21 protein-coding genes are annotated in these 19,177 nt (G+C 66.4%); 3 read left to right on the forward strand and 18 right to left on the reverse strand.

What is annotated here, in order from left to right; all coding sequences use genetic code 11:
• Both AC4ELS_RS25940 and AC4ELS_RS25945 read left to right on the forward strand, forming a co-directional pair.
• Positions 1-251 (forward strand): helix-turn-helix domain-containing protein (locus AC4ELS_RS25940; protein ID WP_499049871.1); only part of this gene is annotated, 251 nt, incomplete at its 5' end.
• The gene (locus tag AC4ELS_RS25945) at positions 248-1,102 is read left to right on the forward strand and encodes an IS3 family transposase (RefSeq protein WP_499049874.1); all 855 of its coding nucleotides are present in this window, start codon (positions 248-250) and stop codon (positions 1,100-1,102) included. The genes AC4ELS_RS25940 and AC4ELS_RS25945, both read left to right, overlap by 4 nt.
• 75 nt (positions 1,103-1,177) lie before the next feature.
• Here the strand turns inward: AC4ELS_RS25945 and AC4ELS_RS25950 are convergent, their stop codons facing one another.
• The 13 genes from AC4ELS_RS25950 to AC4ELS_RS26010 form a co-directional block, all read right to left on the reverse strand.
• Positions 1,178-2,902, reverse strand: a complete 1,725-nt coding sequence (locus AC4ELS_RS25950; RefSeq protein WP_499049877.1) for a sensor histidine kinase — start codon at positions 2,900-2,902, stop codon at positions 1,178-1,180.
• Between the two features lie 42 nt (positions 2,903-2,944).
• Positions 2,945-3,379, reverse strand: coding sequence for a pyridoxamine 5'-phosphate oxidase family protein (locus tag AC4ELS_RS25955; RefSeq protein WP_064882862.1), 435 nt, complete (start codon positions 3,377-3,379; stop codon positions 2,945-2,947).
• 77 nt (positions 3,380-3,456) lie between these two features.
• Positions 3,457-4,098, reverse strand: coding sequence for a hypoxia response regulator transcription factor DosR/DevR (gene dosR, locus AC4ELS_RS25960; protein ID WP_064882861.1), 642 nt, complete (start codon positions 4,096-4,098; stop codon positions 3,457-3,459).
• Between the two features lie 10 nt (positions 4,099-4,108).
• Positions 4,109-4,561: a universal stress protein gene (locus tag AC4ELS_RS25965; RefSeq protein WP_499049882.1), complete on the reverse strand. Its 453-nt coding sequence runs from the start codon at positions 4,559-4,561 to the stop codon at positions 4,109-4,111.
• A 9-nt stretch (positions 4,562-4,570) separates the two neighbouring features.
• Positions 4,571-5,551, reverse strand: a complete 981-nt coding sequence (locus AC4ELS_RS25970; protein ID WP_064960104.1) for an Acg family FMN-binding oxidoreductase — start codon at positions 5,549-5,551, stop codon at positions 4,571-4,573.
• 70 nt (positions 5,552-5,621) lie between these two features.
• The gene (locus AC4ELS_RS25975) at positions 5,622-6,506 is read right to left on the reverse strand and encodes a polysaccharide deacetylase family protein (RefSeq protein ID WP_064882855.1); all 885 of its coding nucleotides are present in this window, start codon (positions 6,504-6,506) and stop codon (positions 5,622-5,624) included.
• A gap of 78 nt (positions 6,507-6,584) precedes the next feature.
• Positions 6,585-7,898: an RNA 5'-3' helicase PhoH2 gene (phoH2, locus tag AC4ELS_RS25980; RefSeq protein WP_064882852.1), complete on the reverse strand. Its 1,314-nt coding sequence runs from the start codon at positions 7,896-7,898 to the stop codon at positions 6,585-6,587.
• A 200-nt stretch (positions 7,899-8,098) separates the two neighbouring features.
• Positions 8,099-8,926: an acyl-ACP desaturase gene (locus AC4ELS_RS25985; RefSeq protein WP_064882850.1), complete on the reverse strand. Its 828-nt coding sequence runs from the start codon at positions 8,924-8,926 to the stop codon at positions 8,099-8,101.
• A 68-nt stretch (positions 8,927-8,994) separates the two neighbouring features.
• On the reverse strand, positions 8,995-10,458 hold the full coding sequence (locus AC4ELS_RS25990; protein ID WP_064882849.1) for a glycine hydroxymethyltransferase: 1,464 nt from the start codon (positions 10,456-10,458) through the stop codon (positions 8,995-8,997).
• Positions 10,459-10,482: 24 nt separating this feature from the next.
• Complete coding sequence (locus tag AC4ELS_RS25995; RefSeq protein WP_499049886.1) at positions 10,483-11,016, reverse strand: hypothetical protein; 534 nt, start codon at positions 11,014-11,016, stop codon at positions 10,483-10,485.
• A 67-nt stretch (positions 11,017-11,083) separates the two neighbouring features.
• Complete coding sequence (locus AC4ELS_RS26000; protein ID WP_131811649.1) at positions 11,084-11,398, reverse strand: hypothetical protein; 315 nt, start codon at positions 11,396-11,398, stop codon at positions 11,084-11,086.
• A 304-nt stretch (positions 11,399-11,702) separates the two neighbouring features.
• On the reverse strand, positions 11,703-12,113 hold the full coding sequence (locus AC4ELS_RS26005) for a hypothetical protein (RefSeq protein WP_448442269.1): 411 nt from the start codon (positions 12,111-12,113) through the stop codon (positions 11,703-11,705).
• A gap of 207 nt (positions 12,114-12,320) precedes the next feature.
• The gene (locus AC4ELS_RS26010; protein WP_499049889.1) at positions 12,321-13,562 is read right to left on the reverse strand and encodes a DUF885 domain-containing protein; all 1,242 of its coding nucleotides are present in this window, start codon (positions 13,560-13,562) and stop codon (positions 12,321-12,323) included.
• A 30-nt stretch (positions 13,563-13,592) separates the two neighbouring features.
• Between AC4ELS_RS26010 and coaA the strand changes: the two genes are divergently transcribed.
• Positions 13,593-14,531: a type I pantothenate kinase gene (gene coaA, locus AC4ELS_RS26015; protein ID WP_055116732.1), complete on the forward strand. Its 939-nt coding sequence runs from the start codon at positions 13,593-13,595 to the stop codon at positions 14,529-14,531.
• Here the strand turns inward: coaA and AC4ELS_RS26020 are convergent.
• The 5 genes from AC4ELS_RS26020 to AC4ELS_RS26040 all read right to left on the reverse strand — a co-directional run bounded on the left by AC4ELS_RS26020 (position 14,528) and on the right by AC4ELS_RS26040 (position 19,166).
• Positions 14,528-15,937, reverse strand: coding sequence for a potassium transporter (locus AC4ELS_RS26020; protein WP_499049891.1), 1,410 nt, complete (start codon positions 15,935-15,937; stop codon positions 14,528-14,530). The genes coaA and AC4ELS_RS26020 overlap by 4 nt on opposite strands.
• Before the next feature lie 146 nt (positions 15,938-16,083).
• Positions 16,084-16,656, reverse strand: coding sequence for a hypothetical protein (locus AC4ELS_RS26025; protein ID WP_499049894.1), 573 nt, complete (start codon positions 16,654-16,656; stop codon positions 16,084-16,086).
• Positions 16,657-16,720: 64 nt separating this feature from the next.
• Positions 16,721-17,134, reverse strand: a complete 414-nt coding sequence (locus tag AC4ELS_RS26030; protein WP_064887599.1) for a hypothetical protein — start codon at positions 17,132-17,134, stop codon at positions 16,721-16,723.
• 119 nt (positions 17,135-17,253) lie between these two features.
• Entirely contained in the window at positions 17,254-17,679 is a 426-nt protein-coding gene (locus AC4ELS_RS26035) for a hypothetical protein (RefSeq protein WP_499049959.1), read from the reverse strand.
• A gap of 125 nt (positions 17,680-17,804) precedes the next feature.
• A complete protein-coding gene (locus AC4ELS_RS26040; RefSeq protein WP_499049897.1) occupies positions 17,805-19,166 on the reverse strand; it encodes a hypothetical protein in 1,362 nt (453 codons plus the stop codon).
• Positions 19,167-19,177: the final 11 nt, after the last annotated feature.

The following is a 19,177-nucleotide window of genomic DNA, read 5'->3' on the forward strand; positions in this document are numbered from 1 at the left end:
TCGCCCAGCAAGTAGCTCAGCAGTACCGGCTGTCCTCGGCCACGCTGGTGCAGACCTGGGTGCGGACCTACCGCCGGCTCGGTGAGGACGGGTTGAAACCCAAACCCAAAGGGCGCCAACCCAAAGACGCTGATTCCTCGTCACAGGAGTTGACGGACCTGGCGCGGCTGGAGCAGGAGAATGAGCGGCTGCGAGCCGAGAACGCCTACCTAAAAAAATTGCGGGCCTTGAGGGCGCACGAACGGCGGTGAAAGCCGCCGCTGTCGCCGCTCTCAAGGCTGATCATCGGCTGCCGGTGCTGCTGCAGGTCGCGGGACTGGCGCGCTCGACGTTCTACTACCACCAGGGCAAACCCGAGGCGCTCGACCCGCGCGCCGACCTCAAGACCGCGATCACCGAGGCATTCAAGGCCGCCCACGGCCGCTACGGGCACCGCCGCATCCACACGGTGCTGACCAAGCAGGGATTCGTGGTGGCAAAAAAGACCGTGCTGGCGGTGATGCGCGAGCTGGCGCTGATCTGCCGGGTGCGGCGCCGCCGGCGCTACAACTCCTACACCGGCGGCCCCGGTCAGGTCACCGAAAATCTTCTCAACCGCGAGTTCACCGCTGCCGCGCCGAATCAGAAGTGGGTCACCGACGTGACCGAGTTCCGCATCACCGATCGCAAGGTCTACTTGTCCCCGGTGCTCGATTTGTTCGACCGGTCGGTGGTGTCCTACGCGTGGTCGATGAGCCCGAATGTGGAGTTGACCAACACCTCACTGACCGCAGCGATCGCCACCTTGGAGCCCGGCCAGTGTCCGCTGGTGCACTCCGATCAGGGCTTCCAATACCGGCATTGGTCCTGGCGCAAGTTGCTCGGCGACGCGCAGGCGCTGCAGTCGATGTCGCGGAAAGCCAACTGCTATGACAACGCGGTCATGGAGAACTTCTTCGGTCACCTGAAGTCAGAAATGTTCCACCACAACCGGTTCGACACTGTCGAGGACTTCACTGCCGCCCTTGACACCTACATCCACTGGTACAACACCGAACGAATCTCGACAAAACTCAAGGGCCTGAGCCCGGTCCAATACCGAGCCCAGGCCCTTGCCGCTTAAGCTCCAAACGTCAGTGTCCAACTTTCGGGGACCACTTCAGAAGAGGGGCAGTTTTGTGTCTGCTCGGCGAAGGAACTAGTCGGGAAGTGGTGCGGCCCAGCGCAACACGGTTCCGCCACCGGGCCGGTCGGTGATGGTGAACTGACCGCCCGCACTCAACGCACGGGCCCGCAGATTCCCCAGACCGCTCTCGGTGATCTCGGCGGCGATCCCGCAGCCGTTGTCCGACACCTCGATGGACAGGTCGTCGGCCACCTCGACGAGAACGGCGAGTTCGCTTGCCCCCGAGTGGCGTACCGCATTGCTGATCGCCTCACGCAACACCGCCTCGGCATGATCGGCCAGAGTCGCATCGACCACCGACAGCGGGCCGACGAACCGTGTGCTGATGTGTATCGGCGCGTCGGCGAACTGGGCGATCACCTCATCGAGCCGCTGGCGCAGCCGCGTCGTGCCGGCGTGGGCACCGTGCAGGTCGAAGATCGCGGTCCGGATCTCCTGGATGACCGCCTGCAGATCGTCGACGGTATCGGTGAGCCTCTGCTGCACCTCGGGAGAATGCGCCCGCGGGATCGTGCCCTGCAAGGACAGTCCGACCGCGAACAGGCGCTGGATCACGTGATCGTGCAGGTCCCTTGCGATCCGGTCGCGGTCGGCCAGGATCTCCAGCTCACGTACGTCGCGCTGGGAACTGGCCAGCTGCCAGGCCACCGCGGCCTGGTCGGCGAAAGCGGCGGCCATGTCGAGTTGCTCGGCGGTGAAGCTCTGGGCGCCGTCTGCGCGCACGGCCACCAGCACGCCCGCCACGGTGTCGGTGGCACGCAGCGGCAACACCAGCGCCGGGCCACCCGCGCCATCCAGCTCGAGGCGGTCGAGCCGATGCGGGGTGCCGTCGTGGAACGCCGCGCCCACCGCGCCCTCCGCTGCGTGCGGGTCCACCGGGATCGAGTCGATCGTGGTCGGACGCCCTGCCGTGGCGGCGACCACGAGGGCGTCGGCTTCGGCGGCGGGAACGTCGCTGCCGGGCACCGCAACCACGATGCGGTCGGCGCCGGTCAGGTTGAGCGCCTCGTCGGCCACCATCCGGAACACTCTGGCCGGGTCGGTGCCGCCGAGTAGTTCGGTCCCGATGTCGCGGGTCGCCGCAATCCAGGCCTGCCGGTCACGGGACACCTGGTAGAGCCGGGCGTTCTCGACCGCGACTCCTGCGGCTGCGGCCAGGGCCTCCACCAGCACCTCGTCGTCCTCGCTGAACGGCTGCCCGTTGGTCTTCTCGGTGAGGTAGAGGTTGCCGAACACCTCGTCGCGGATGCGCACCGGGACGCCGAGAAAGGTCCGCATCGGCGGATGGTTGGGCGGGAATCCGACTGAGGCGGGGTGGTGGTGGATGTCGTTGAGCCGGATGGGTTTCGGATCGTCGATCAGCACGCCGAGCACACCTCGTCCTTCGGGCAGATGCCCGATGAGTGCGCGGGTTTCGTCGTCGATGCCCTGATAGACGAACTCGGTCAGCTCGTGGTCGTCGCCGCGTACTCCCAGTGCGCCATAGCGCGCGTCGACCAACTCGATCGCGGTCCGAACGATGGTGCTCAGGGTTAGCTCGAGGTCCAGGCCCGAGGTCACTGCGAGCATGGCCTCCACCAGGCCGTCGATCCGGTCGCGGCCGGTGATGATCTGCTCGACCCGGTCCTGGACCTCGGTGAGCAGTTCGCGCAGTCGCAACTGCGAGAGGGTGTCCCGCAACGGAGGAGTTCGCTGTTCATCGTCGGGGTGCGCACCATGACCAGTCACGTCCACCATGCTGGCACTACCGGCCGCAACGCACCAAGCTCGTCCAACGTGTCACCGCGCAGCCGGCTCAGGTCCGAACCGGAACCTGCGACCGGTGACCCGTACGGGTGACACCCGGACATAGTGCGTCTTGGCCGTCGCCGTCCATGGCAGTAACTGCGCCCGCTCGGCCTCGTCGAGCTCTTCGTCGGTGCGCAGGGTGCGTGCCACGCCGCGCACGATCACGCTCCAGCCTTCGGCCGCGTTGTGATCGTCGGCTTCGAACACCACGTGGTTGTTGATCGCCGCACTGATCAGTTTCGTTCCCGCCGCGGTGCGGAACAGGATCGTTCGGTTCTGCACCACGAAGTTCACCGGGAAGACGTGTGCCTCGTCGTCGACCGCGGTGACGAGGCGGCCGAGCGACGCACTGCCCAACAGCGCCCAACTCTCGCGCTCGGACAGAATCTCGACCGGCTCACTGCGCGTTGATATTCCGGTTTCCATAGCGACGACGCTATGGCGGCGCAGAGCGCGGCGCCATGGGCAAAGGCCCTATCGGTCAGGGACCAAAGACCCTGGCATCACTGATGGTTACGACGGTCCAGCGTGGAAGCAAAGACTGCGGCCTGGGTGCGGCGTTCCATGCCCAGCTTGGCCAGCAGCCGCGACACATAGTTCTTGACGGTCTTCTCGGCAAGGAACATCCGGGCCGCGATCTGCCGATTGGTCAGCCCCTCCCCCAGCAGGTCGAGTAGGACCCGCTCCTGTTGGGTCAGCCCGGCCAACGGGTCGGACCGCTCGGCGTCGCCGCGCAGTTTCGCCATCAGCGCCGTGGCGGCCCGATTGTCCAGCAGCGATTTACCGGCCCCGACGTCCTTGATCGCCTGGGCCAGTTCCATCCCCTTGATGTCCTTGACGACGTAGCCGCTGGCGCCGGCCAGGATGGCGTCCAGCATGGCCTCGTCGGAGGTGAACGACGTCAACATCAGGCAGCGCAGATCGGGCATGCGCGACAACAGGTCCCGACACAGTTCGATGCCGTTGCCGTCGGGCAGACGGACATCGAGCACCGCGACGTCGGGCTTCAGTGCCGGAACCCGGGCCAGGGCCTGCGCCACCGAATCGGCCTCGCCGATCACGTCGAGCTCAGGGTCGGCGCTGAGCAGGTCGATCAGCCCGCGGCGAACTACCTCATGGTCGTCGACCAGAAAGACTCTGATCATCCCCCGAGTCTCACAACCGATGGCGCCGATCGCAAGTGAGCACGGCACAACCCGAGTGCGCCAACGCCGCCTGTAACCCGGCCGAATCGGGGTGGTCGGCACCCAGCACGAGCAGCTGAGCCGACTCTGGGTGCGCCGTCAGGTATTCCGCAATGCTGCTGTAGCCGTCGATGCTCTGCACATCGAGGTCCGGGGATCGTTTCAGCGCACGGGCCAGGCGGCGCTCGAGCTGTGCCGCGGACAACCGGTCACGCTCGGCGACGGCGGTCGCGTCGTACATCTCGCGATGCCGGGCTCCCCAGGTGGTCAGCACCCGCAGTGCTGCGCCACGGCGCACTGCCTCCTCGATCGCGACGTGCAGCGCATCGTTGCTGGCGGTGCGGCCGTCGGCTTCGACAACGACGGCCGCACCAGCGGCAACAGGTGCGGTGGCGTGGGCAGGGGCGATCAGGGTGTCGGTCATGGTCAGCTCCTATTCGAAGGTCAGGAAGGTGTCGACGGTGCGGCGCGGGGTCGGCGGTGGTGCATCGCTGAGGGTCGGGGCGATGCCGATCCGGACCAGCACCTGTGGGCAGGCATCACGGCCGATCAGCGTGCCGATGATGTCGCGGCTGGCGTGCAATTCGGTCACGTGGCTCACGGGGCAGGTGCTCAGCCCCGTCATCGTGCATTCCAGCAGCAGCGCCGAGAGCGCCTCGCCGGTGTCGAGGGCGTCAGCCCGGCTGTACCCGTCGGTGGAAAGCACCACCAGGGTGGCCGAATCGTCGTGGACGGAGGGGCGTCGGTCGCTGTGCGAGGTGACCGGGAAGGTCCGCGCCACGGCGACCCGCTCACTTTCCGCAGCCGAGATCAGGGCGCTCTGCGGGATACCGTCCTCGGTCGCGAACGGAGTTGTCCACCAGGCAAGTTCGGAATGGTAGGCCGAATCGTAGAGACGCAGCGTCTCGGTCAGTGCCGCCGCCTCGGCCACGTCGGCACGCATCTCCTCGGCCAGTACGTCGAGGTGTACCGGGCCGTCCTCCAGCCTCGCCCGCAGCAGCACCTCGAAGGAATCCCAGTCCGCATACCCGGCCATCGGCAGCCGGTCGGTTCGCCGGGCCAGAATCGCATCCGCCCGCCGGCGATGTGCATCGGTGACGAAGTCCATCGGCGAGAACTGCAGCGTCGCCAGGTGATCGAGGTCGTTCGGGTTCGGGAACCGGTCGACACTGGTGGCCCAGCCGGCCGCGGCCATCGCGACCCGCAGATGATCCAGCAACACCCCGCAACTGATGACCGCCTCACGCGACGATCGATCGGTCGCGGTCACCACGCGACTCGGGTCCAGGTGCAGATGTACCCCGCTGCCGTCGGCCACCAGCCGCCACGGCTGGGTGTTGTGCAATGACGGCGCACGCGATGCCAGCTGCACCGCATGGGTGAGGGTCGCTGAATCGAACATCGTCTTGGCCATGCTTCAAGCCTCGTCGTGCCGAGGCCCGTCGGTTAGGGTCTTTGGTCCTCAAACCGACGCGATGTGCGTCTCACGCCCCGTTGTTGGGGCCCCCCGAGTTCGCACCGGGGATGTCGGTGATCGGGAAGTTCGGCATCGGCGGAGGCGACGGCGTCGCGGGCAGCGACGGGATCTCCTCCGGCGGAATGTCCTTGAGCGCCTCGGCCGGCGGCACGGGCGGACCGTTCTCCCGGCTGCCGTAACTGGTGCCCGGCTCGCGCTCACCGAGCATGTGGCTCACGGTCACCAGGTGGTAGCCGTTGGCCTTGAGCACCGGGATGAACTGCTCCACCAGGTCGACGGTGGACGAGTAGGTGTCGTGAAAAAGTACGACAGCACCCGGTTTGATCTGCGTCATCAGCATGTAGCGGGTCGCGGCGATGTTGGCGTCGTTGGCCCAGTCGAACGGGATGACGTCCCAGTTGATGTCAGCCAACCCCTGCCTGCCGGCCTCGGCGAGCACCTGGTCGTTGACCAGCCCACCCGCGGTGCGCACGAGCTTCGGCCGCTGACCGGTCGCGGCCTCGATGGCGTCACTGGCCTTGCTGAACTGGGCCGGGATCTCTTCGGGCGGGATGGTCGTCATGTTGGGGTGTTCCCAGGTGTGGCTGCCCAATTCCATACCGGCGTCGACCACCCGCTTGGCACCCTCGGGGTTGGCGGCGACCTTGTTTCCGATCTCGAAGAACGTCGCCTTGGCGTCGTTGTCCTTGAGGATCTGCAGCAGCCGGTCGGTGTATGGGCCGGGCCCGTCGTCGAACGTCAGCGCGATGCACCGCTCGGTCGCGCAATCCACGTCGTCGGGGTCGTCGCGGCGGATGTGCCCGGTGAGCGCCCCCACCACCAGGACCACGACGGCGGCGACCACGCCGACCACAGTCCACCGCCATGCCTGACTGTTGGGGAGCCTCGCCACCCCGGCAGCCTACCGGCTGGCGATTTGTGGAGTCTCAACCGTGGTTGACACGGCTGAGACTCCACAGATCACTCGGAATCAGGGCAGCGCGCCCGGACTGAACTCCTCCAGCATCTCGGTCACCAGCGCAGCGATCGGCGACCGCTCGCTGCGCTGCAGCGTGATGTGGGCGAACAGCGGGTGCCCCTTGAGCTTCTCGATGACGGCTGCGACACCGTCATGGCGGCCCACCCGCAGATTGTCGCGCTGGGCCACATCGTGGGTGAGCACCACCCGCGAGCCCGCACCCAGCCGCGACAGCACGGTCAGCAGCACGTTGCGCTCCAAGGACTGGGCCTCGTCGACGATGACGAACGAATCGTGCAGCGAACGGCCCCGAATATGGGTCAGCGGAAGCACTTCCAGCATGCCGCGGGAGAGGACCTCTTCGAGCACCGCCGGGCTGGCGAGCCCTTCCAGGGTGTCGAAGACGGCTTGTGCCCATGGCCCCATCTTCTCGCTCTCGCTGCCCGGCAGGTAGCCGAGATCCTGACCGCCGACGGCGTAGAGCGGACGGAACACCACCACCTTGCGCTGGGTTCTGCGCTCCAGCACCGCTTCCAGGCCGGCACACAGGGCCAGCGCGGATTTGCCGGTGCCGGCTTTGCCACCGAGCGACACGATGCCGACAGACTCGTCGAGCAGCAGATCGAGGGCGACGCGTTGTTCGGCTGACCTTCCCCGGAGGCCGAACACTTCGCGATCACCACGCACCAGCTGCACCCGCTTCTCGGCGTTGACCCGGCCGAGCGCCGACGAACTACCACCCAGCAACCGAATACCGGTGTGGCACGGTAGATCCCGAGCATCGGCCAGATCGATCTCGCCGTCGGAGAACAACGTGTCGATGTCCTCAGCCGCGACGTCGAATTCGGTCATGCCCGTCCACCCGGACACCACGACATCCTGGGCGTGGTACTCGTCGGCGGCCAGGCCCACCGCGCCGGCCTTGACGCGCAGCGGGATGTCCTTGCTCACCAGCGTGACATGCTTGCCCTCGGCTGCGAGATTCGCAGCGCAGGCCAGGATCCGGGTGTCGTTGGTTTCGGTGCGGAAGCCCGAAGGCAAGACGGACTGGTCGATGTGGTTCAACTCGACCTGTAGCGTGCCGCCTTGCGCCCCAACGGGAATCGGCTGATCCAGCCTCCCGTGCTCAAGCCGCAGATCATCGAACATCCGCAGTGCCTGCCGGGCGAACCAGCCCAGCTCGTGGTGATGCCGTTTGGCCTCCAGCTCGCTGATCACGACCAGCGGGACCACCACTTCATGCTCGGCGAACCGGGTGCATGCCCAGGGATCGGACAGCAACACGGATGTGTCGAGCACATAGGTACGGACAGGCAGATCAGTCACGTGGCGCTCCTAGAACCCGCGCGGCCCCACACGAGTTGCTCGGTGGACACTGCGGCACCAGGACCGGAGCCGGTCCTCTCGTGATCAAACCGATCGGTACCGTCCGGACAGCAGAGCATGTCGCTAGCCATCGGATTCGACGCTACTCCCGCCGTGGCGGGGTTGCTGGCTGGCGCGCCGCGTGAATAACGCCTGGCGAGTTACGCCTTGATGAACTCCTGGAGCGTTGCCTCGTCGGCCAGTCCCCACGCGGTGATCCGGTCGGAGATGACCTGGGCCAGAGCGGCCTTGTCGAAGATTCCGGCCTCGGCCACCACCGCCACCTTGTCCTGGTAGGCGTCGATGTCCGCGCCGATCACGTCGAGCTCACGGGCGCGCGCGGCGATGGCCGCCACGGTCTCGTCGCGATGGGTGCCCAGCAGGTGCGACACGAGGTTGGCAAAGAACAGCTCGTGGCGCTCCTCGTCGAGGACGATGCGGTCGACCATCGAACCCAGCACCGGCTCGGTGATCTGAGCGCGCAGGTTGCGGGTGTACACCGCGTGGGCACGCTCGAAGAACGCCATGAACACCAGCGTCTCGATCTGGCTGTAGCTGTCGGCGCGGTAACCCTTCATCACGTGCTCGACGCGGACGTCCTCGTTGGCCGTCGGATCGATCTCGCGGGTGACGACGAGGTAGTTGCGCAGCGCCACGGCGTGCAGGTGCTCCTCAGCGGTCCAGCGACCAAGGAAGCGGCCCCACTTGTCCTCGAGAATGAAGTGCTCGACGAGTTCACGGTGATAGCCCGACAGGTTGTCCTTGGTGATCAGCAGGATCTCCAAGGCGTCGGTGACGGTCTTGGGCAGGGTCACCTGCGAGGGATCCCAGTCCTGACCACCGAGGAACGCGAAGTTCTCGCCCTGGTCGAACGGCACGTAATCGTGTGCGTACCAGAGGTCCTCGGTATCCAGGTGGCGACGCAGCTCGGCTTCGACAACGGGCTCGAGCTCCAAGGTCAACGCATTAGCTACAGGTTTCTGTGCCATGAGGTAACTGTAACCGAGGTTTACAGGTTTCTAAAACCCGGGCCACGTGTGATGTCGCCCGCGCCGACTCAGAGAGTGAGGCCCGGGTACAGCGGGTTGGCGTCGAGCAGCTCGGCCGAGGCCGCGTGCACGCGCTCGGCGGTGCCGTCGGCCAACTTGTACTTGGCCTTCGAGGTGCCCTCGGCCTGCGTGTTGGACAGCACGTCGACGATCAGCTCGGCCACCCGGTCGAAGTCGTCGGCGCCGAATCCGCGGCTGGTCAGCGCCGGGGTGCCCAGCCGGACGCCGCTGGTGTACCAGGCGCCGTTCGGGTCGGCCGGGATGGCGTTGCGGTTGGTGACGACGCCCGCGTCGAGCAGAGCGGACTCGGCCTGACGGCCGGTCAGGCCGAACGAACGCACGTCGAGCAGCACCAGGTGGTTGTCGGTGCCACCGGTGACCAGGCCCGCGTCGCGCTTCACGAAGCCGTCGGCCAGCGCCTGGGCGTTGTCAGCGACCTGCTGGGCGTAGGTCTGGAACGCCGGCTGGCGTGCCTCGGCCAGGGCGACGGCCTTGGCCGCCATGACATGGCTCAGCGGGCCGCCGAGCACCATCGGGCAGCCCTTGTCGACGGCGGGGGCGAATTCCTCGGTGGCCAGCACCATGCCGCCGCGCGGGCCGCGCAGCGACTTGTGGGTGGTGGTCGTGGTGACGTGGGCGTGCGGCACCGGGTTCTCGTCACCGGTGAACACCTTGCCGGCCACCAGGCCGGCGAAGTGCGCCATGTCGACCATCAGGGTGGCGCCGACCTCGTCGGCGATCTCGCGCATCTTGGCGAAGTTCACCCGGCGTGGGTAGGCCGAGTAGCCGGCGACCAGCACCAGCGGCTTGAACTCGCGGGCCGCGGCGGCCACGGCGTCATAGTCCAGGAAACCCGTCTCAGGGTTGGTCCCGTAGCTGTGCTGATGGAACATCTTGCCGGAGATGTTGGGCCGGAAGCCGTGGGTCAGGTGCCCACCGGCATCCAGGGACATGCCGAGCAGACGCTGGTTACCCAGCTTGTTGCGCAGGGTCTCCCAGTCCGCTTCGGACAGGTCGTTGACGTGCTTGGCGCCGAGTTCGGCCAGGCCTGGGGCCTCCACCTTTGTGGCCAGGATGGCCCAGTAGGCAACCAGATTCGCATCGATGCCCGAGTGCGGCTGGACGTAGGCGTACGGGGCGCCGAACAGTTCGCGGGCATGCTCGGCGGCCAGGGCCTCGACGGTGTCGACGTTCTGGCAGCCCGCGTAGAAGCGGTGCCCGACGGTGCCCTCGGCGTACTTGTCGGAGAACCAGGTGCCCATGGTCAGCAGCACCGCCGGGGAGGCGTAGTTCTCACTGGCGATCAGCTTGAGCGAATCCCGTTGATCGGCAAGCTCTTTGCGGGTGGCTGCGGCGACCCGGGGCTCGACGGACTCGATGACCTGCAATGCGGCCTGGTACGCGGCGCTTGAAGTATCGGCGTAATCGGCGCCGGAAGCCGCGGGCAAGGTGGAGGACGGGTCTGCTGCCATGGCATTCAGCCTAGTCGGAGCGGGTCAGCTCGACGGTCCCGGGCCGGGTTGGCCCGGTGGGTATCCGGGGTAGGGATAGGGCGGCGGGTATCCGGGATAGGGATAGGGCGGCTGAGTCGGCGGCGGGACAGCGATGCCCCGGGTGAGCTTGGTGAGCAACACGAACCAGGCGGCAACCCCGACGATCACCGATCCGGTCCACAGCAGGTTGCTGACGGTTTCCATTCGCGGTCCGTCACCGACCAGCTTCATCAGGACCGACGGGAATGCGCCGGGGCTGTCTCCGCCGTCGACACAGGCGAGCCCGAACACGAACATCGACGCCCACAGGATGACCTGGGCCCAGGCCTGCCCGGAGGTGAGCTCCCCCTCCGGCTGCTTCCGCATCAACCTGCTCGTGAATACCAGGCAGAGTGCCAGCACGGGTGCGGCGAGGACGCCGAACACCACCATCCACCCGAGCTGCACGAACAGTCCCCGGCCGATCACCATCCACGCCAGCAAGAGCATGTTGAGCGGCATGGCCAACGCGGGGACGTACAGCCGAAACTCAGACACCCTCCGAGCCTAGGCCCGCAATGTCCACGCGAGGAGCAGCTCATCGCGGGAGGTGTCGGCGGTCAGATCAGTCGGCGGTGTGGTTCCACGCGCCACCGGCCTTGCCGTTGGCATAACCACCACCCGGCCACCCCTTGCTCCAGTCGTGACCAGCCCAGGCACCACCGGGCCAGCCCTTGCTCCAGTCCCAGCCGGCCCACGCGCCGCCGGGCCACGGGCTCACCAGAGGAGGCTTCGGCGGGGCCACCGTCTCGCCGTTCAAGACCACGACGGGATCGGCATTGGCCACCATCGCAGGTCCGGCCAGGCCCATCGCGGCTGCCGCCACCACCACACCGGCCATGCGCTTGACCCGGTTCGGTTTCGTGCTCGTTGTAGTCATGTCGACCCCTTGCTGCCGCCCGGTACGTCGCACGATGCTCAGCAAATATTTTACGCCTGGGCGGCGAGCCCGATCAAGGCATCGCGACCGCCGAACCCAGGGCCTGACGATCAGCGAATCAAGGTCAGTATTTGTCTTTTCAACTGCATTTTTCGGGAAACGCACCCACCGCAGGCACAACAGGTTCGCGGTGGCTGGGCCTGAACGGCAGAGATCGCATCAGCAAATTTCGAGAAGGCGGCACCGACGACTGGCACCACGCCGAAAACCGGGCGGACCATCGGTTCACCCGGTTTCGCGGTTGTCAGCGGTGATTCCAGGCGCCGCCGGCCTTGCCGTGGATGGCAGCGCCGCCGCCCTTGCCGTTGGCCAAACCACCACCGGGGTATCCCTTGCTCCAATCGTGGCCGGCCCACGCCCCGCCGGGCCACGGGCTGACGAGGGGCGGAAGCTCGACTCCAGAGCCGCCAGAGGTGGCGGCGTCGGCAATGCCCGAGATGACGGACGTCACCGGATCGCTACCGACCTTGGTGAACGGAGCCTTTTTGCCCCCGGGGCTGACCGGCGCCACCGGATCGCTGCCGACCTTCGTGACAGGTCCGGCGGCATTGGCCACCGCACCCGAGCCGAGGATCCCGGCGAGCGCCACCGCGCCGGCCGCCACGATCACGCCGGCCATGCGCTTGATCTTGTCCAGTCTTTCCCTTGCTGCCATGGTCATTTCCTTTGCCCGACCCGGTAGTGCCACCAGGCCCTATGGCAACAATGTTACTGATCGGTAACTAAGGTAATCAAGCACTTGAGACCACCGTCATATCGGTGAAGTAACGCAACGCAGGACACCTTTGGGCAAACGTCAGACGCCCTACGATAGAGGCGCTGAAATCAGGGACACCAAGTTGCTGTCCGGCCGGCGGAGGCCCTAAGCGCGCAAGGTTGACGGGATCAGCGGCTCATCGAGCAGCCGGCCGAACCGCTCCGTCAACGTCACTCCGACGGGGCGGTCGTCCAACCACCCGCGCAACAACCGGTACCCCTCGATGTAGGTGCTGGTGTAGGCCCGCCACAGCGGCGAGGACAGGAACCGCAGCGACTGCCTGGCCCGATCGTCGTCGACCAGCAGCCAGCGCTTGAGGAACTCCACCACCTCGTCAACGTCGCGATGCTCGTCGTGCAGCATCAGCGCAGCGTCCTGGCGCACGTCGGCCAGCCCCGCCACCGCCTCCGAGATCGACTCGGCACGCTCCCCGTCGAACCGAAGGCCCAGATCGGCATAGATATCGGCCGCCCATGCGCCCCAACCCGGCCCGACAATGGCGTGCAATGCCAGATCTGCCAGGCCCTCGGCCATCAGGCATTGCGGGGTGTTGACGAGGAAGATCGTCTGTTCGAGTTGATTTTGTCCAGCCACCAGCCCTGATTCTTTGCGGCAGTGCTCGGTGTGATGGCCCGGGTATGACTCGTGGGCCACCAGTCGGGGCAGGTTGGCCATCTGTTGTTTCAGATCGGCATTGACCGCGACGGTGGACTTGTAGTCGCCCAGGTAGTAGTTGAACCCCGACCACGGCTTGTCGGTGACCACCTCGTACGTGATGGTCTCCGCCTCGGGCAGCGGATACGCGGCGCGCACCTTGTCGCGCAGTGCCGAGGAGAACGCGTGGATGCACTCCTCCAGCCGGGCCGGAGGGATCTCGTCTCCGGTGCGGTGCGCCTGGATCCGCTCGGCCAGTGGGCCGGTGCCGCCGAGGGCCTCGTCGAGCTGGACGTGGGCCTGCCGGTATTTCTCCGGATCGCCCTTGCTGATCCGGACGTCGAAATAGGCCTGCACCTCGTCGACGAAGCCGACCTGCTCACCGGCGAACTTGCGGCCCGCACAGTTGAGCGCCCTCAGGTGCGCGGCAATGTATTCGGCACGGTCGCGGTCGAGGTCGTCGGGGATCTGGGCCAGCAGCCGGTCCGCCTGACGAGCGAGGTCGGCCGGGTCGGGCGCAGGCTCGTTCTCGACCACACGACGCAGCTGCGGGTCGCCGGTGAACGAATCGACATAACCCTCCTCGACCCGGTCGAAACGCAGTCCGAGGAGCAGGTACTCGCGAATGAGAGTGGCCGAGTCCGTCACTGTGCCGGTTCCGGAGCCCGTCTTTTTCTCGATCCCGTTAGCCATGCCCCCAACCGTAGATGTAAGACTGATCGGATGCCGCGGCCGAGCGAGCCGAGCCCCTATGTGGAGTTCGACCGAAGTCAATGGCGTGCACTGCGCATGTCGACACCGCTGAAACTCACCGAGGACGAACTGCTGCGCCTGCGGGGTATGGGCGAGAAACTCGACATTCTCGAGGTCGAAGAGGTCTACCTGCCGCTGGCCCGGTTGATCCATCTTCAGGTCGCCGCCCGCCAGCGACTGTTCGCCGCGACCGCGGAGTTCCTCGGTGAGCCACAGCAGAATCCGGACCGACCGGTGCCGTTCGTCATCGGCGTCGCCGGCAGTGTCGCGGTCGGGAAGTCGACCACGGCCCGTGTGCTGCAGGCCCTGTTGGCCCGCTGGGGCCACCACCCCCGCGTGGACCTGGTGACGACCGACGGGTTTCTCTACCCGAACAAAGAGCTTCACCGGCGGAACCTCATGCACCGCAAAGGTTTCCCGGAAAGCTATGACCGACGCGCCTTGATGAGGTTCGTCACCGCGGTGAAATCCGGTGCCGACGAGGTCTGCGCGCCGGTGTACTCACACCTGCTCTACGACATCGTGCCCAGTGAGAAGCAGGTGGTCCGGCATCCGGACATCCTCATCCTCGAAGGCCTCAACGTCCTACAGACCGGTCCGGCCCTGATGATCTCGGACCTGTTCGACTTCTCGGTGTATGTCGACGCGCGCATCGAGGACATCGAGAAGTGGTACATCTCGCGGTTCCTGACGATGCGCTCGACGGCGTTCGCCGACCCGGCATCGCACTTCCACCACTACTCGACCCTGACCGACGAGCAGGCTGTGTTCGCGGCCCGCGACATCTGGCATTCCATCAACCGGCCCAACCTGATCGAAAACATCCTGCCGACCCGGCCGCGCGCCACCCTGGTGCTGCGCAAGGACGCCGACCATTCGATCAACCGGCTGCGACTGCGGAAGCTCTAGCCGGTCCCGGCCGGCGTTGCGACCAGCGGCCCGCAGCGCACGTCGAAGCGCTCCCGCACGGTGTCCAGGGTGCGACGCAGATGCTCGCGGTCCCGATGATGGGTCGCCATGAAACGGGCGGTGGCCGAGAGCTGGCGCGGCATCGGATACCAGCGGTTGTAGTCCAGGCCGCACGCACGGAACACCTTGACCGGCACCGCATCCGAGATGAGACTCAGGTTGTGTTGAGCCAGGGTGAACATCGCATACAGCACCGCTGTTTTGGACTTCTGCGCCAAGTCCTGCAGGTCGAGTTCGTAGAGCGGCACCGTGTTCAGCTTGCCCAAAAACATCAGGTGCGTCGCAAAATAGCCCGCGAATGACGTCAGATGCATGGTGGCCGAACGCATTTGAATCGACAAGATGGAGCCGTCACCGGAAACATACGGCTCGTACGGATGCTCGCCTTTGGAGAGATACCCGGTGCAGTTCACGATCCAGCTGCCCGGTGCGACGGTTTTCCTGGCCCCGCTACGCAACACCAGATCGGCCGAACCGTTGGTGTCGACCACATCGACCAGATGGTCCATCACCACATCGTTCAGGCCCGCGACAATGGCGGCGTTCTCCGCCTCCGACAGGACCCCCGCCATGAAATGGGTGGCCTGCGGGGTCGGAGAGGTGCCGTAGTTCGACCGGTACCACCGGGCGACGTCGTCCTCGTTGGTGCCGTCATAGAGCCGGGTCATCTCGATGGACATCTTGGTCAACGAGACCCCGCCCGACCAGCGCCGGGCACCGGCAGGGAAAAACCGATCCCGGCTGGAGAAGAAGGTGCCCGAGCCCGCCACCATGTTCACCTCGCGCCCCGGACTCGACGTGATCAACGCGTGCGCGGTGTCCATGGCGGTCTTGCCGCTGCCGATCACCCACACCGGGGTGTCGCTTTCGTGTATGTCCCCGGAGCGGACATCACACGAGTCCGGTGACACCGACTGCACCCGATCGCTGGACAACTCCAGTGCGTCGTTGGGAGTCACCCGCACGCCGTACGCCTTGATCAAACGCTCGGCTTGGATGGTGTGCAGTTGCCCGTCCGCGTCCCGGCAGGTGACCTGTACGGCACCACCGCCGGCATCAGCGGACTGGAAATCCCAACCGTAGCGTTCCTCGACCCGCACCCGTTGCTTGATCTGCTGCAGGCAGTAGCCGAAATGATCGAGCACCTCGGGTTTGGTGGCCAGATAGGAGGGCTCACGGCCAAGGGTCCATTTGATGTTGCCTGCAGTGAACATCGGATGGGGCTGGTGCAGCCGCACATACGGATACGTGTCCACCCACATTCCACCGACCCGGGGACGACGGTCGATCAGGATGATCTTCTGATCGGGTCTGAGGTACGTGCTGACCACGAACAGCGCGTTCATGCCGCACAGGCCGGCACCGACAATGCAAACGTCACAATCTTCTGGCATCGCGAATCTCCCGGGTAGCGCCGTTTGAGCTCAGTGTGGGCGCGTGCGGTCGCCGCGCCATGAGTAGTGCGCTACCCGAGTTTCGAAGGGCGGATGGCTCAGGCGCGTTCCCAGCCGCCCCAGTCGTTGCCGACGAATCGTTGCCCGTCGGGAATCACGAAGTGGTGCAGAAACACCTGCAGCGCGGGCTGCATCCGCTGGTGCAGGTCCGTCATCGCAGTGACCAACTCGGGCGTCATCGGGTCCTCCCCCTTCGGCTTCTTCGGGGGGATCAGCCCCAGGTGGAGCGCCATCTCCAGCTGGTAGAAGGTGAAATCGCCGTACGGCCGCTTGGGATCACAACCAGGCACCTCCTCGTCGAAGTAGGGATCGGACAGTTCCCAACTCATCTGCGCCAGCAGGGTGCGGTGCTGATCGGTGAAGTCGAACTCACCCGACTCCGGCAGTTCTTGGACAAAGAACGAGTATTCATGGTCGGCCGGCGGGCGCTGATATCCGTATTCGCCTGTGGCACAAGCACCGAACCCGGTGGCGATGCGCAGCAGATCGATATCGTGGGTTTCGGTCTCCCAGTCCGGCGCAAAACATGGTGCGCCTACCTCGGTCCCGTCCCAGCCAACCCGTACCGCTCGAAGCCGCTCGGTGTGCTCTGTCGCCCACTTCAAGTCCACCCGGCCATTATCGGTGACAGGCAGCGCCCAGAGCCTGGGCTCTGGGCGCTGTACCGGCTTACGGTCAGGCCGGGATCCGCCGGACCCCGACGTACTGCAGCTCGGCCATCGCCAGCGTGTAGAGACCGGCGCCGATGACGACCACGACGCCCGCGGTGGTCAGCGCCATCGTGAAGACGGCCACCAGAGCGATGACGGTGCAGGCCGCGTTGGCGATCACGGTGCCGATACCGGCGGGGCGCACCCGTTCGATGCCGGCGAGGGCGAACACGGCGATTCCGTAGACCACCGAGAAGATGCCGACGCCGTACTCGACGGATTTCGGCAGCCCGGTGAGATCGGCGAAATATCCGGCCGCAGCCAGCAGAGCGATCCCACTGATACCGACGAGGACTGCGTCGAGCCGCATGGCCAGCCGCAGTAGCGAATCGGTTGCCTTCGTCGTGCCTGCGTATCCGGCGGAGGTGATGGCGGACATGATTCTCCTTCTCTGATGGTGATTACTTGTCGTGCATTCACTTCGAGCGGTGGAGCACGGTGCGGGGATACACGCCGTAACCTCTTCCGGCGGGCACCCCGCACCGGCTCGGGAGGGAGTCACGCCAGACGGCGCACTCCGCGGTATTGCAGCCAGGCCAGTACTGCGGTGGCACCGACAAATCCGAGAACCAGTTCGATTCCGGCACCGGTCAACGCCGACCAGCCCGTCACGATGGCGACGACTGTGCTGATCGTGAAGGCCACGTTCCCGGCGAGGACGCCGATGCCCACCCGCCGCACGCGCGGGGCGGCGGCGAGTACGTACAGCAGGGCGCCGTAGCCGACCAGCGCCGCGCCGACGAACCAGCCGGCGGTTGCCGACACGCCCGCGATGCGGGCCAGCTGATCGGCAGCCATGGCCACCAGCAGTCCGACGCCGGCGCAGACGGTGGCATCGGCGCGCAGGGCGAACCGCAGCAGGGAATCGTGGATGGCCGATCCGGCGGTGGGGTCGGCCAATGGTTGGTTCAGGGTGGCGGTCATGTCGGGCTCCTCGGCGATGAGGGTGTCGATTGGTGGAACACCTCCGACACTGCTCACCAGCCGCTGCCAGATCGACACCAAACACTGCCAAGCACTGCCAAGCCCAGGTCAGCGCGGTGCGGGCGTCAGTCGTTGGCAGTGACCAGATCGCCGCGCAGATCCGCCGCGATCACGCGTGCCGCCGCGTTCTGCCAGTTGTGCAGGGAGCGCTGCGGCACCTCGGTGACCAACCACTGCCAGGCCTGCCGAGCCACCGGGTCGAGCCCGGCGGCGGTGGCGTTCTGCGCATAGGCGCGGACCCCGACGACATATGGGAAGTAGAGCGAGTTGTAGTGGCGCCACTGCTCGGTGGTGCCGAAGTCGCCGCTGTCGCGCGGCTTGAGCGCGGCGATGCGATCGGCCAGCAGCGCCTTGAGTTCGCTGGCGCGTTCCAGCGGCTGATCCGGTGCCCCGCGTCGAGCCAGACGGTCGTCGATGGCGGGCAGAGACGTCAGCGGGCTGGCGACCAGCTTGGACAGATCGCCGTAATGGCCGAGTGCGCGCCGGGTGAGCCGGGCGAAGGCGTCGTCGTCGATACCGCCCAACGGGTGAGGAGATCGCAGCGGGAGCGCGGCCTCCGTCTGGCGCAGGGCTTCACGATCGGCGCGCAGGTCCGGAGACCTGGAGAAGGCGAGCCGGTCGAGCAGGCCCGCCAGCGGATCGGCCAGCACCTCCACCGCGACGGCGACGGCCAGGCTGGTGAACAGCAGGATGGTCATGACGGTGCGGCCGGCCCCGGCGTCGAGCACGACCATGCCGATCAGGGCCTGGGCGGCGAACGGAACTGCGATCACCAACGTGCCGATGATCGAGCGGCGCATGTCCGCGCGTAGCGCCTGGCCCTCGTCGAAGGCATCCCAGATCGCGACCGCGACGCCGAGCAGGGCGACATCGAATCCGGTCGATGCCAGCGCGAGCCAGCTCGGCACCAACCCGAGCGGGATCACCAGGATCGCGTTGCCGAGAGCGAAGAACAGTGTCGCGACGATGATGAACCCCACCACCGACCCGGGCTTGGCGCCGCCGAGGACGGCCTTGACCATGGCGCCCAGCGAGGACAGCGAGATCACCGCGAACATCACCCAGTGGCCGGTCCGCAACGGCCCGTCGACGCTGCCTGCCAACCCCGCCCCGGCGAAGGCCAGGACGGCCACGGCGAAGATCGCCGCGATCTCACCGGCGCGCGATCGGAACGTGTCGGCCGGGCGCGCGAGTTCCACCATGACCGCGAACCAGGCGATGCCGGGCAACGCCACCAGGTAGATCTCGATGCGGCTGAGCACTTCCGAGCCGGTAACCAACCGGACCGCGTCGAGCGCGACCACGAGAGCGAAGCTGGTCAGCCCGAGCGCGGCGAGTACCAGGACGGGCTTACGCGGGTCGCGGGCAAGCAGGTAGAGACCCAGCCACCAGCTGAGCGTGTAAACCACTGCCGACAGCGCAGCCATAGGTTCAGTTT

The sequence above is a fragment of the Mycobacterium shunyiense genome, assembly GCF_058270035.1.